Annotated in this window: 13 protein-coding genes; 6 read left to right on the top strand and 7 right to left on the bottom strand. The window is 56.7% G+C overall.

All coding sequences use genetic code 11. From position 1 onward, the window contains the following. Positions 1-8: 8 nt before the first annotated feature. A complete protein-coding gene (locus AAIH70_RS24075) occupies positions 9-749 on the bottom strand; it encodes an SDR family NAD(P)-dependent oxidoreductase (protein WP_430035917.1) in 741 nt (246 codons plus the stop codon). A 168-nt stretch (positions 750-917) separates the two neighbouring features. Here AAIH70_RS24075 and AAIH70_RS24070 point away from each other — a divergent pair, with 168 nt between their 5' ends. Then, complete coding sequence (locus AAIH70_RS24070; RefSeq protein ID WP_430035916.1) at positions 918-1,799, top strand: AraC family transcriptional regulator N-terminal domain-containing protein; 882 nt, start codon at positions 918-920, stop codon at positions 1,797-1,799. Between the two features lie 456 nt (positions 1,800-2,255). Here AAIH70_RS24070 and AAIH70_RS24065 read toward each other — a convergent pair whose 3' ends face one another. After that, complete coding sequence (locus tag AAIH70_RS24065; protein ID WP_430035914.1) at positions 2,256-3,161, bottom strand: LysR family transcriptional regulator; 906 nt, start codon at positions 3,159-3,161, stop codon at positions 2,256-2,258. A gap of 102 nt (positions 3,162-3,263) precedes the next feature. Here AAIH70_RS24065 and AAIH70_RS24060 point away from each other — a divergent pair, with 102 nt between their 5' ends. The 5 genes from AAIH70_RS24060 (at position 3,264) to AAIH70_RS24040 (ending at position 7,483) form a co-directional block, all read left to right on the top strand. Beyond that, the gene (locus tag AAIH70_RS24060; RefSeq protein WP_153353363.1) at positions 3,264-4,004 is read left to right on the top strand and encodes an alpha/beta fold hydrolase; all 741 of its coding nucleotides are present in this window, start codon (positions 3,264-3,266) and stop codon (positions 4,002-4,004) included. A gap of 808 nt (positions 4,005-4,812) precedes the next feature. Beyond that, a complete protein-coding gene (locus tag AAIH70_RS24055) occupies positions 4,813-5,427 on the top strand; it encodes a hypothetical protein (protein WP_430035912.1) in 615 nt (204 codons plus the stop codon). A 4-nt stretch (positions 5,428-5,431) separates the two neighbouring features. Continuing rightward, positions 5,432-6,106, top strand: coding sequence for a response regulator transcription factor (locus AAIH70_RS24050; protein WP_430035910.1), 675 nt, complete (start codon positions 5,432-5,434; stop codon positions 6,104-6,106). Position 6,107: 1 nt separating this feature from the next. Then, on the top strand, positions 6,108-7,304 hold the full coding sequence (locus AAIH70_RS24045; RefSeq protein WP_430035908.1) for a sensor histidine kinase: 1,197 nt from the start codon (positions 6,108-6,110) through the stop codon (positions 7,302-7,304). Between the two features lie 35 nt (positions 7,305-7,339). After that, on the top strand, positions 7,340-7,483 hold the full coding sequence (locus AAIH70_RS24040; RefSeq protein WP_430035907.1) for a hypothetical protein: 144 nt from the start codon (positions 7,340-7,342) through the stop codon (positions 7,481-7,483). Positions 7,484-7,726: 243 nt separating this feature from the next. Here the strand turns inward: AAIH70_RS24040 and AAIH70_RS24035 are convergent, their stop codons facing one another. From AAIH70_RS24035 to AAIH70_RS24015, 5 genes are all read right to left on the bottom strand, one after another. Then, positions 7,727-8,746: a zinc-binding alcohol dehydrogenase family protein gene (locus tag AAIH70_RS24035; protein ID WP_430035905.1), complete on the bottom strand. Its 1,020-nt coding sequence runs from the start codon at positions 8,744-8,746 to the stop codon at positions 7,727-7,729. Positions 8,747-8,883: 137 nt separating this feature from the next. After that, the gene (locus tag AAIH70_RS24030) at positions 8,884-9,213 is read right to left on the bottom strand and encodes an antibiotic biosynthesis monooxygenase family protein (RefSeq protein ID WP_430035903.1); all 330 of its coding nucleotides are present in this window, start codon (positions 9,211-9,213) and stop codon (positions 8,884-8,886) included. Continuing rightward, the gene (locus tag AAIH70_RS24025) at positions 9,210-10,196 is read right to left on the bottom strand and encodes a zinc-dependent alcohol dehydrogenase family protein (RefSeq protein ID WP_430035901.1); all 987 of its coding nucleotides are present in this window, start codon (positions 10,194-10,196) and stop codon (positions 9,210-9,212) included. Before AAIH70_RS24025 ends, AAIH70_RS24030 begins: the two co-directional genes overlap by 4 nt. 147 nt (positions 10,197-10,343) lie before the next feature. Next, positions 10,344-10,619: a hypothetical protein gene (locus AAIH70_RS24020; RefSeq protein WP_430035899.1), complete on the bottom strand. Its 276-nt coding sequence runs from the start codon at positions 10,617-10,619 to the stop codon at positions 10,344-10,346. A gap of 159 nt (positions 10,620-10,778) precedes the next feature. Next, a complete protein-coding gene (locus tag AAIH70_RS24015) occupies positions 10,779-11,768 on the bottom strand; it encodes an LLM class oxidoreductase (protein WP_430035897.1) in 990 nt (329 codons plus the stop codon). Between the last annotated feature and the right edge of the window lie 2 nt (positions 11,769-11,770).

Here is an 11,770-nt window from a genome sequence, read left to right as displayed (position 1 = left end):
CGCCTGACTTAAGCGTTTGCGCCTCCGTCTACGGTCACGGTTGTACCGGTAACCATATTTGCGCCGGGGCTTGCCAGAAATGCCACAACGTCGGCAATTTCGCGCGGCTCCGCAAAGCGCCCGATTGACGAGAGGCTCCGCTGAAAATCAGCGTTTGCGCCATCTGCCGGATTTGCCTCGGTATCGGTTGATCCGGGCGAGACCAGGTTGACGGTAATGCCTTGTGGCCCAAGTTCTCGCGATAGACCGCGCGTAAACGAATGCAACGCCGACTTCGACATTGCGTAAGCCGTCACACCAGGAAAGGGGACGCGGTCGCCAAGGGCCGATCCGATTGAGATGATACGGCCGCCCTTGGTGAAGTGAGGGATAGCCGCTTTTGAAAAAGCGACGGGCGCGCGCACGTTGATGTCCATGAGGGCCTGGAATTGCGTCAGGTCGAGGTCGGCGATTGGTCCGGCCAACCCGATGGCCGCACTATTCACCAAAATGTCGAGGCCACCGAGTTTTTCGACAGTCTTAGTCACGGCCCGCTTAGCAGCGTGCGGATCGGCACTGTCGGCCTGCACGGCCAGCGCACGGCGCCCCAGCTTTTCGATGGAAGACACGACGCTGTCCGCGCGCTCAGGTGACTTGTTGTATGTGATTGCCACGTCCGCGCCCTTCTCGGCCAACACCAGCGCGATCGCAGCGCCGATACCCCGAGACCCTCCGGTAACCAGAGCGCGCTTCCCCATAAGATCAGCCATGTTATATCCTTTTGCTACATGTTTTCGGAGGCCCACTGTCGGGGCCGGAAGGGAACGTCAGCATTTCCGTTCCCTTCCGGCCTTTAGATAAGCGGTCACGAAAGAATCGACATCTCCGATCCCGCCACATACTTGCCTGATCCTTCCAAACTTGACATATCTCTGGGAATGAACAGCTCCGAGAACGTGACAGGTCGCCTCCTGAACGACGTCGCTCCTTTTGTTGCCGGCCGCACGGGAACTGTAGGGATTGCGACGCCTGTCCCACGTCTGATGGTTTGGACGAGTACGGTCCCGACCTTACCCACGCCAGCTGTGTTCGAACCGATGTTTTACGCAGTCTTGCGCGGGACAAAGGTATTAATCATGGGTGCCAATCGCTTCGAACTGACGCCAGGTGTTTGCGCGGCATCGTCCTTTGGTCTGCCCTTTATCCATCAACTCTCCGACGCTACGCCCGATCTCCCTTACGTCGCGATTAGCCTTCATCTTGATACAACAATGCTTACGCGCGTCATGCTTAATATGCCCAAACACGACGACCGCTGGACCTGCGCGGTTGCGGCGGGAGAATTGAACGGCCTGTTTGGCGATCCACTGGCACGGCTGATTGGGCTCTTGAACAGTCCGGACGACATAGGCGTACTTGCACCGCACTATGAGACTGAACTCTATTACCGCCTGCTCCAGAGTACGATGGGAGATACGCTACGTCAGATCGGTCAGCGGAACGAGCGGTTCCAGCAACTCAAGACGGCGGCGGATTGGCTGGCTTCCAACCACAACGAGCCCGTCAATATCCCCGATTTGGCAGCGTCCGCGGGAATGAGCGTCACTTCTTTTCATCGGCATTTCAAGGGTGTGACGGGATTCAGTCCGCTTGCTTTTCAGCGCCATATCCGCCTTTTGGAAGCTCGAAGGCTATTGGCTTCCGGGTCCGCCAATGTGTCGCGTGTTGCTTATGAGGTCGGTTACGTTAGTCCGTCGCAATTCAGTCGGGAGTACAAGGGCATGTTTGGCAGTCCCCCGGTCACTGACCTACAACGTTAAGCCTCATGAGCCGGAATCTTTCGGAGTTTCCTCAGATCCGCTCTCGAGGACTTCCGCGAAATGCGGATACGTGACACAGGCCGTGAGCGCGACCTCGCCTTCCGTCGTGATGGTCACTGCCTCGCCTTTGGCATAGAGACCATCTCGCCCAGCCCGGCGGTCGCCGTTCCCACGCTTGTGGAAACGGTGAGCCTACTTCCAGGACGAACATGACGTCATCGTCCATTGTCTTTGTTAGGCTCTTTCCTGGACCGTAACGACCGTATCCGATGGTTATTGGCACGCCGTCTTTCTCATCGACCAGATTTCGGATTACAATGTCGCCGTCCTCTGCTGGAGATCGCACCAGATTTGCATTAGCGACGTTGAATTTCCGGACCTTCATTGCTTTCGTCGCGTTATCCCAACTGAAGTAAGCGCAGCGACTAGGGTCGCCAATCCCGCTCGAAAATGCTGTCATATGGTGAGCGACCTCGTGGTCCTCAGATGATCTATCATCGCTCTGAAGGCAGGGGCTGTCCTCGCTCTGTTAGGATAGTAAAGACTGAAACCGGGCAGGTCTGGCAGCCAATCCATCAAGACCTGAACCAAGTTTCCCAAATCGATATCGTTGCGCACTTGCGAACGAAACACGTAGGCCAGTCCGAGTCCGTCCAGCGCTGCGGCGCGGATCGCCTCGCCGTCATTGAACACAAGAGTTCCGTTGGTCTCGTACTCGGCTTTCTTTTTGCCCTTCGCCAGCGGCCATTTATAGAGCCTGGTCGAGCTGACAAAACGGTACCCGATACAGGCGTGATGAACGAGGTCCTCCGGATCGGCCGGCACCCCTCGCTTTCCAAGATAGTCGGGTGAGGCGACAATCGAGACAGCGGTGGACGGGGTCAAAGGCACCGAGATCATGTCCTTCTCGATGAGCGTGTTAAACCTGATACCCCCGTCAAAACCTTCGGAAACAATGTCGCTCAAACCTTCGTCGATCGAGACCTCGACCGAGACGTTCGGAAACGTCGCCCTGAACGATTTCAAGGCGGGCCTGAGTATTGTCTCAAAGGCGACAGGGACCATGGTCAGACGTACCGAACCCGAGATCGTCGCGCGCATCTCCTGAAGACTTGCCAAGCCAGCATCGATGTCCTTGAGGGCAGGCACTAACATATCCAGCAGTCTTTGCCCCGCTTGCGTCAGGGAGACGTTCCGCGTGGTTCGCGCAAGGAGCGCCATTCCGATGCGGCTTTCAAGCTGGCTCACCGCATAGCTGAGAGAGGATTGCGAAATACCGAGTTCTGCGGCCGCGGCGGTGAAGCTCCGGTGTCTCGCGACTGTTTCGAAGACGGCAAGGTCACGAAGGACAAGACGATCCATTTATTCAACCCATCGATATCTTCATGCAAATTGCATGATCTAATAGATAACCACGGCAACGGTTATCTTTCACCCATCATAATCGAAAACACCGAGGCAGAGATGACCATAAAGAAATCCTTGTTCGCCCTCATTGCCGGACTGGCGATCTCCGACCCCGCGTATGCCGATGCGCGGAACGTTGTCCTCGTCCATGGCGCGACCATGGACGGTTCGGGTTGGCGCCAGGTATATGACATCCTGAAAATCAGGGGCCTTTCTGTCAGTGTCGTTCAGTTGCCGCATACGAGCCTAGCCTATGACATTGCGGCGACCCGTTTAGTTTTGAAGCAGCAGATCGGCCCGACTGTGCTGGTCGGGCACAGCTACGGTGGCGCTGTCATCACGGAGGCGGGCAGCGAAGATACCGTGAAGGCGATGGTCTATGTCGCAGCACTTCAACCGGACAAAGGTGAAAATCTCACGGAGCTTTCCCAGCGCTTTCCCATGAAGATCGACATGAAGATGCTCGACAACCAGAGCTTCGTTCCGTCTCCCAACACGTACCACGATAGTATAGGTTCGGACTTGCCCACAGACGTCACTGACTTTATGTCCGCGTCGGCAAAGGCAATGACACTTGAACCCTACCTAACGAGGTTTCAGCATGCCGCCTGGCATGCGAAGCCCACGTTTGGCATCGTGACGACGCAGGACAAAGTGATTCCACCGGCTCTGTTGCGTTGGATGTACAAGCGCGCCGGTACGGAAACAACAGATATTGTGTCGAGCCACATGGTTTACATGTCCCATCCCAAAGAGACGGCAGACGTTATTCTCAAAGCGGTGGCCTCGGTTGATTAACGGGCGAAATGCATGAGAAATGCCTGTCCATGAATTTATTGATCACGTTCGTCTTGGTCACAACCGGCCCCACGGCGCAAACGCGACTTGGACTTGCAATGTCAAGTATAGCCCCGGGATAGCACCTTTACCGAAGTCCTGAGCCTAGCTAGGGGTGAGCTGACGAGATCTAACTTGGCTCATGACGGGAGCCGGTTTTACCTCTCCTGCCAGCGACGCAGATGCCAACCCACGGCAAGCACGTAATTTCTACGTAACTATGAAATCCCATAAGCTTACGGCGGGATTGCGTTTCGCTCTCGCAATCGAATGACTTATCTAAATAGAAGGTACATGAAATGAGCAAAGCCTCACCAGATCACGTCTTCATGCGACGCCTGTGCGCCGGAACGATGTTCGCAGGCCTCCTCATCCTGACCGGTTGCCAGACACCTGAACAGGACCGCTACGCCGACCAAGATATCTGCGCTGGAATGGGCGCGCGATACGGATCATCATCTCATACCGGATGCATGCTCCAACAGCAGCAGCGTCGCGAAGACGCGCAATTGCGGACCCTTGAATCGGCAAGGTTAAGCCAAATCATGGCGGAAGATGCGCGCCGACAGCACGAGCGCATGAGGAGAGAGAGGCAGCGGGACTAGGTTGAAGTTCGGTGGGAGGCTCGAGCAGATCAAGGCCGACTTAATTGACCAGCCGTCGGGTGATGAAGCCAGTCCTCAGACGTATTGTGCGCCAGCCTCTCACCAATGCTGCCAAACCTCTACTCAGCAAGCGATCACAGCCAAAAATCGGGAGCTCACTCCTCATGTCCAATCCATTGCGCCATGCGTTAAGTCTCATCCGGCGCCATAGGAAAGAGTTCATCGTCGTCAACGCAGCATTTTTTGGCCTGTTTGCAGCAACCATGATGGTGACGCTGCTGAACCCGGAAATCCAGCCAGGCATATTGGATACGGTTGCAGGGATAGTGCGCACCGACCTTGCCGTGAAGGCCTATCTCAGCGGAAACCTCTTCTATGCAGCATCAGCAACATTGGCGGTCAATCTAGGGGTCGCAGTGATGCTCATTTCGATCCCTTCGTTTCTTGTGCCTTTTTTCGGCGTCGTGTTCGCGATGGTGTTTGCTGCCGCTTATGGTGTCACGCTGGCGCCGATTGGTCCTTATGCGGCTGCGATGGTGCCTCACTCCATCACGGTCCTTATCGAGTTCCAGGCCTACATCATCGCTGCCTTCGGCGCCTACCTAACAGGTCGCGCCATTTTCCTGCCTGCGGGAGGCGAAAAGCGGTCCGTCAGCCAAAGATACAGGACGGCTGCCGCGCGTGTCGTCTCGCTTTACGCGCTGGTAGTCCCGCTTCTTCTTCTGGGCGCGGTATATGAAGCCTTTGAAATCATCTATCTCGTAGGGTACTTTATTTAGCGACATGAAAATCCTGCTGGTCGAAGACGATCCCGAAATGACTGACGCGCTTCGGACAGCGCTTTCGAGGCATAATTTCGTACTGGCGGCGGTGGCGGATCTCGCCATGGCGCGAGAAGCGATAGCCATCGAACGATACGATGTTGTTCTCATTGATCGCCAGCTTCCCGACGGTGACGGCAGCACTTTGCTCGCCGAGATCCGGCACACTGTCAATCCACCGCGCTCGATAATCATCTCCGCGATGGGATCCACAAAAGACAGGATTGCCGGCCTTAACGGGGGTGCCGATGACTATCTGCCCAAACCGTTCGAGGTCGATGAATTGGTCGCCCGCCTCAATGCAGTGGCACGCCGAACGTCTGAGACCAAGGCAGACGTTATCAAGACCGGCAATGTTCGTTATCATCAGGTAACAAGAGACCTGTACGTCGACGGCATCCGGCAGGAACTTGCTCGACGAGAACTACTGATCATTGAGTCGCTTCTCAAAAACCTCGGACGAACGGTGCTGCGATCTTCGTTGGAGGAAAGCGTTTACACCTTCGACGACGAGATCCAGTCAAATTCGCTGGAAGCCAACATGTCGCGCCTGCGGCGCAAACTGGCGGATGCTGGTGCGGATATTGTCATCCGTAACATTCGCGGCGTCGGATACTTCCTCCACGAGCAGAAATAACATGTCTCACCATTCTCTCCGCTGGCGCTTCACACTCGGCTTCATCACGCTTCAGCTCCTCACCATCATCGTCTCGTTCGGGCTCGTTCTATACATCGCGATGTTGAGTGCGCCCCGTGGCGCGGTTCCATCGACGTGGTACCCGCAGGAAATCGCAAAATCCGTCACGATTGACCAAAATGGTGTCGTCGCGGTCAGCCCCACGCAGGCCCTCCGAACCGTGATGGCTGAGCGGCCTACATCGTGGTTTGCGGTTCGTCTTGCAGATGGCACGACCCTCACACACGGAGAGATCCCGACGGATATCGGCGATAACGCTGCTTTCCTAGATAATTTTCGCAGCGTCGAACTCCGTGGTTACGTCGATGCCCCCGATCGACAGGCCACAATTGATAAAATCGAGACAGCAGCTGGTGAAGCAACGGTTATGGCTGGTGGTGTGTCGATGTCTCTTTACCAGCTCGTATTTGTGGTAGGGCAAATAACAATCGGCGTCCCCGCCCTCATACTTCTCCTGGTCACCCTGGTCGGTGTCCCGTGGGTGACAAAATGGTCGCTTCGTTCCCTAAGGAAGCTCACCGACCGATTGAACAATGTCGATTTCGAAGCCCGTGGGGGTGTGGTGGACGAAAATGGACTGCCCAAAGAGCTGTTGCGGGTCGTCAGGGAGATCAATCTGGCTCTCAATCGGCTCGACGCCGGGTTCGAGAAAACAGAGCGCTTTTTCGTTAACGCTGCCCACGAGCTGCGCACCCCCATCGCCATCTTACAGGTTCGTGCTGACACGTTGCCGCAAAGCGAAGAAAAGCTTCACATTCAGAAAAGCATCAGACGGCTGACGGCTATCACGAACCAGCTGCTGGATATCGAGCGATATCGACAGAATCCGCCGATATCGAAGGAAATCGAATTAATCCATCTCCTGTCAAAAGTCGTTGCCGACCTCGCGCCATTGGCGATTTCCGAGGGCTATGAAATCTCATTCGACACCGACGTTTCCAAAGTATTCATGGAAGGTGACGATGAAGCCTTGGACCGCGCCTTTTCCAATCTCTTGCGTAATGCCATTCAATATGGAGGCGGGCGCGGCGACATCGCAGTCAAGGTGGAGACCGATGGATCCGTCCTTATCTCCGATCAAGGCATCGGCGTAGCGGGCGAACTTCATTTCGCATTTTCGAGGCGTTTTATCGCGTGAATCCGCATGGATCCGGGGCTGGTCTCGGTTTGAGCATGGTCAACGAGATTATTGAAAAGCATGATGGCTTCATAGAGCTCAGCTCAACACCCGGCCAAGGAAGCGTCTTCGCTATTCGCTGGCGCAATGCGTTGCGGGTCCAAAGTGATCGTGAGAGCACTAGACCCGGCCTTTCGTGACGGACGGTACAGGACATCCCCTTGGCTGCGCAAGTCTCCGAGCTCAAGGCCTCCCGGATAATGGCCGCTCCGGCTCAGTTATGGACAACCCAGCCAAGGGTGATGATGACAGCCAGAGCCGCACCCATGGAAATCTGAAATCCGGATAATGCCATCATACCTCGCCTTTGTTTTTGAGACATCTGATGTTCCGGCGGGCAGCTATTCTGCCCGTCGGATTTCTGATCAAGCTTTGACGTCTGTTCAGGCAAAGCCTACAAGCACGACCTTCCCGATCGTTGACCCGCTTTCGAGTTGTTCGTGAGCCTTCTTCAGGTTTGCCGCATTGATCTGACCAAAATTGTTCGTAGCGGTTGTGCCAATCCTTCCATCGTCAACGGCGGCCGATATCTCGTTCAAGATGCGTGCCTGCTCGTCCATGTCCGGTGTGCGATAGATGGCGCGCGTGAACATGAGCTCATGGTGGATCGATACTGCTTTCCGCTTGAACGCCATGACGTCAAAGCCCGATGGATCATCGATGAGGCAGAAACGGCCCTGCGGCGCAATCAGTTCGACAATGTTATCGACATGCTGCGAGGTCTGGGTCGTGGAGAAAACGAACGCCGGAGCACCGATGCCCAGTGCCGCTATCTGGCTGGCGAGCGGCTTCGAGTGATCAACGACATGATGCGCACCGAGTGACTTGACGAATTCCTGCGTTTCCGGTCGCGAGGCCGTGGCAATGACAGTCAGGTCGGTGAATTGCCGGGCGATCTGGATGGCGATCGACCCCACTCCGCCGGCACCGCCGATGATCAGGACAGCGGGCGCCGCGCCGGAAACCGGCTTCTTCACATCCAGACGGTCAAAGAAGGCCTCCCATGCCGTCAGCGACGTCAGCGGCAGCGCCGCGGCTTCGGCCCAGTCCAGCTTGGACGGCTTCTTGCCGACGATGCGCTCGTCAACCAGATGGAATTCGGCGTTTGCCCCCGGACGGGTGATAGACCCCGCATACCAGACCTCGTCTCCCACTTGGAAACTGGTAACTTCGTTGCCGACCTCTGCGACGATACCCGTCGCGTCCCAACCAATGACTTTCCATTCAGAACCGTCGTCTGGTGAGGCGCTACGGCGAACCTTGTAGTCGACGGGATTGACCGAAATCGCTTTCACCTGGACGAGGATATCCCGACCTTCGGGCTGCGGCTTCGGCAGTTCGATGTCGATGAGCGAATCCCGGTCGGAAATCGGTGAAGGTATCTTGTATCCGACGGCTTTCATGTGGGTCTCCATTTCGGTGTCCTCGGCGTCACTTGTGTGTATTCCTGCGTTCCCGCGAGCACCGGAAGGAGCCGACTGGCCCCTTCCTTGCGCTTCTTTGGAACATGCTGTTGCTGGCAGGGCAGACGTCGCCTGGGTCAGGCGGCGGCATCTCCAATTTCATTTTGACTTGGGGCAAAGGCGTCGCCCTCGAGATGGTAGACCGTCGGTTCCTCCGAGAAGTATTCCTGTAAGCCTCTCATGAACTCCTCATGATCTTCGCTCGCCTCGAAGCCCGGCGTATGGTCCTCAAGCGAGCGCCATCGCACGATCAGGTTGAAGACCTCCGGCGTTTCGATCCCCTTTGCCAGAACGTGACCGCGATAACCCTGCGCACGCGCGAGCAGAGGAACAACGTCCTCGAATGCCTGCCTGAATTCTCTGATCTTGTCCGTGTAGACAGGCAATACAGCGATCTCATAGATCATGATTGCACCTTTGTGCCGGCCGATGGGTCAACGGCGATCGCGATCTTACCCCGCAAGCCGTTGTTGGGTGTCTCGAGCAGTGCATGGGCGAGCGGAAGGTCGGCGAGCGAATAGACGGCACCCACGTGCGGCCGCAGCTGACTGCGTTCCACCAGTGTGCTCAGCTCGTCGAGCTTGCCTTGGTTCTGCCTTGTGAAGACGAAGTGGTAGCTCGCGTTCTTGCCCCATGCCTCGATGAGGTTTTGCGGCTGTGCAATGTCCACGATCGAGACGACGCGGCCAAGTTGCGCGAGTACCTTCGGGCTGTGGGACAATGTGTCGCCGCCGAGGGTGTCGAACACGACGTCTACTCCGAGGCCTTCGGTTTCCCGCATGATGGCGTCGACATAATCTTCTTTCCTGTAATCAATGACGACGTCCGCTCCGACACTTCGGGCAAACTCGAAGTTTTCCTCGCGCACAGTCGTGAAGACCTTCGCACCGATGGCTTTCGCGATCTGGATAGCCACATGCCCTACCCCTCCCGCGCCGCCATGGATCAGGATGCTTTCTCCCACCCTGAGGGCAGCACGCGAGACAAGGGCTTCCCAGGCTGTTCCGCCGACCAGGCTTAGGCTGGCGGCTTCCAGATGGCTGAGCGCGCTGGGCTTCCTTCCAATGATATTCTGGTTTGCGACGTGATATTCGGCATAACTGCCCGGCCCGTCGAATATTTGCGGCGTGTACCAGACTTCGTCTCCGGGGGAGAAAGTCGTGACGCCCGGACCGACGGCTTCGACTACGCCGGAAACGTCATGACCGGTAATCGCCGGCAACGGCACCAGGTCGCGATAGTCACCTCGCCGAACCTGGTAGTCCAGGGGATTGATCGAGGTGGCATGGACCCGCACCAGAACCTGTCCCACCTGAGGAACCGGATTTGGCACGTCGGAAAGCTCAAAGGCTTCCGGACCACCAAATGAGTTGAGTGTCATCGCTTTCATTGCAAATCCTCACTTCCTTAAAACGGCATGTCGTGCCTGTTGAAGCTCATTCACGATATTCGCCGGTGTTTTTCCTGTGATTTCTGAAGGAGCGGATAGTCGTCACATCGCGCAAGTCCGCTCCCCGAAGTTCGCCATCAAGTCATTCTATCGATTGCTCAATCTCTGGCGGTGCACGAGCTCCAGCGACCGGTCTTCGCTGACTTTGTAGGTTTCTTCGTAATGTGCTCCATCGACATAAAAGCGGTGAGAAAACGTACTTCCTATGGGAGACTTCAGCAGCTTCGTTGTCGGCTGTCCCTCAAACGTGATGCTGCCCGGAATAGGTTCGAGTGCACGTGCTTTTGTAGCAAGTGCCGTCTGGACTGCCAGACCGGCCAGTAAAATGGCTGCGGCAATGGCCTTTCGAGTTGTTACGGTCATAACACTTTCCTTTCTTGACGTGATACCGCGGCGCTTACCGCCCGGTTCGTGTGTTGATTTACTGAGCAGAGGCAGTTGCCTGCCTAATGCGATGTCGGGATACTGTGCGCAGGAGGATGCCAGGACCGCCCAGGCTCTTCCTGACGGTGGCTTCGCGCCTCATGTCGCAGCGATCCTGAAATGCGGAATGACTTCAGTTCCGATCTCATCGAGAACATCGGCGACAGGTCTCTTGCTGAACTTGAGGTTCAGTGCGACGTGGTTGATCCCATTAGAGCGCAGGGCGTCCAATAGGTCGGCCAGCCGCCGCCGCCCGACCCGGTATCCGAGATGGATTGAGCTGGGCGGCGTATCCGGATCTGCGGCCAGATCGACATAGAGCGAATGCGCGATCGGTTTGAATTCTGCTCCGATATGATCAAGTGCCTCGCGCCAGCGTCTGGCGACCTGCGCTTGCTGCCACATGTCGCGCGGGTAAGTGAGCCAGCCATCGCTACGTTGTGCGATCCAGTCCAGTGATTGCTGGCTCTGCCCGGTGACGAGAGTGGGCAGCCGGGGCGAAAACGGTTTGGGCACCAAATCGCCACTGCCCGTAAGCCGGCCATAGTGTGCAGACGCGTGGACGGGAAAACGCTTCGTCAGCAACGCCTCCACATAGTCAAACGCGTCGCGGAAGAGTTCGCCACGCAGGTCGGCATCCCGCCGGTATGCTGGATACTCGACTGGCCGGTCGCCCGAAGCCACGCCAAACACGAAACGTCCGCCGGATAGGCGATCAAGCGAAGCCGCCGCCTTGGCGACATCGATCGGGTGGTGAAGCGGCAGAATGACCGCGCCCGTGGCGAGCGCGATGGTGGATGTGCTCGCTGCGATCGTCGCAAGCCAGACGAAAGGGTCGTAAATCTGGCCCAGATCGCCAAAGGTCGGGTCGTTCAGCGGCACGTCCCGCGCCCAGAGAGCGGCAAAGCCAAGACGCTCGGCTTGCTGGGCGAGCTCTATCTGGTCGCGCATGGCCGGCTCGGGTCCATCGAAAGACTCGATCGGGAAATAGACGCCTATCGTCAACTGCTCCGGTGCGAACGTGGACGCATAGCCGCGTCCGAAAGGATTCGGACCGACATTTACGGCCGGTGATTTGGTGATTGTCATAG

It is taken from the genome of Neorhizobium sp. BT27B (genome assembly GCF_050455485.1).
In the GTDB taxonomy this organism is placed as follows: domain Bacteria; phylum Pseudomonadota; class Alphaproteobacteria; order Rhizobiales; family Rhizobiaceae; genus Neorhizobium.
Note: the sequence above shows the minus strand (reverse complement) of the source record. Positions and strands in the feature narration are given on the sequence as shown.

Coding starts and splice junctions, on each gene's coding strand:
- AAIH70_RS24030 (WP_430035903.1), bottom strand. CDS start 9,213: ATGATCTATGAGATCGCTGTATTGCCTGTCTACACGGACAAGATCAGA.
- AAIH70_RS24035 (WP_430035905.1), bottom strand. CDS start 8,746: ATGAAAGCCGTCGGATACAAGATACCTTCACCGATTTCCGACCGGGAT.
- AAIH70_RS24060 (WP_153353363.1), top strand. CDS start 3,264: ATGACCATAAAGAAATCCTTGTTCGCCCTCATTGCCGGACTGGCGATC.
- AAIH70_RS24020 (WP_430035899.1), bottom strand. CDS start 10,619: ATGACCGTAACAACTCGAAAGGCCATTGCCGCAGCCATTTTACTGGCC.
- AAIH70_RS24025 (WP_430035901.1), bottom strand. CDS start 10,196: ATGAAAGCGATGACACTCAACTCATTTGGTGGTCCGGAAGCCTTTGAG.
- AAIH70_RS24045 (WP_430035908.1), top strand. CDS start 6,108: ATGTCTCACCATTCTCTCCGCTGGCGCTTCACACTCGGCTTCATCACG.
- AAIH70_RS24065 (WP_430035914.1), bottom strand. CDS start 3,161: ATGGATCGTCTTGTCCTTCGTGACCTTGCCGTCTTCGAAACAGTCGCG.
- AAIH70_RS24015 (WP_430035897.1), bottom strand. CDS start 11,768: ATGACAATCACCAAATCACCGGCCGTAAATGTCGGTCCGAATCCTTTC.
- AAIH70_RS24055 (WP_430035912.1), top strand. CDS start 4,813: ATGTCCAATCCATTGCGCCATGCGTTAAGTCTCATCCGGCGCCATAGG.
- AAIH70_RS24040 (WP_430035907.1), top strand. CDS start 7,340: ATGGTCAACGAGATTATTGAAAAGCATGATGGCTTCATAGAGCTCAGC.
- AAIH70_RS24075 (WP_430035917.1), bottom strand. CDS start 749: ATGGCTGATCTTATGGGGAAGCGCGCTCTGGTTACCGGAGGGTCTCGG.
- AAIH70_RS24050 (WP_430035910.1), top strand. CDS start 5,432: ATGAAAATCCTGCTGGTCGAAGACGATCCCGAAATGACTGACGCGCTT.
- AAIH70_RS24070 (WP_430035916.1), top strand. CDS start 918: ATGAACAGCTCCGAGAACGTGACAGGTCGCCTCCTGAACGACGTCGCT.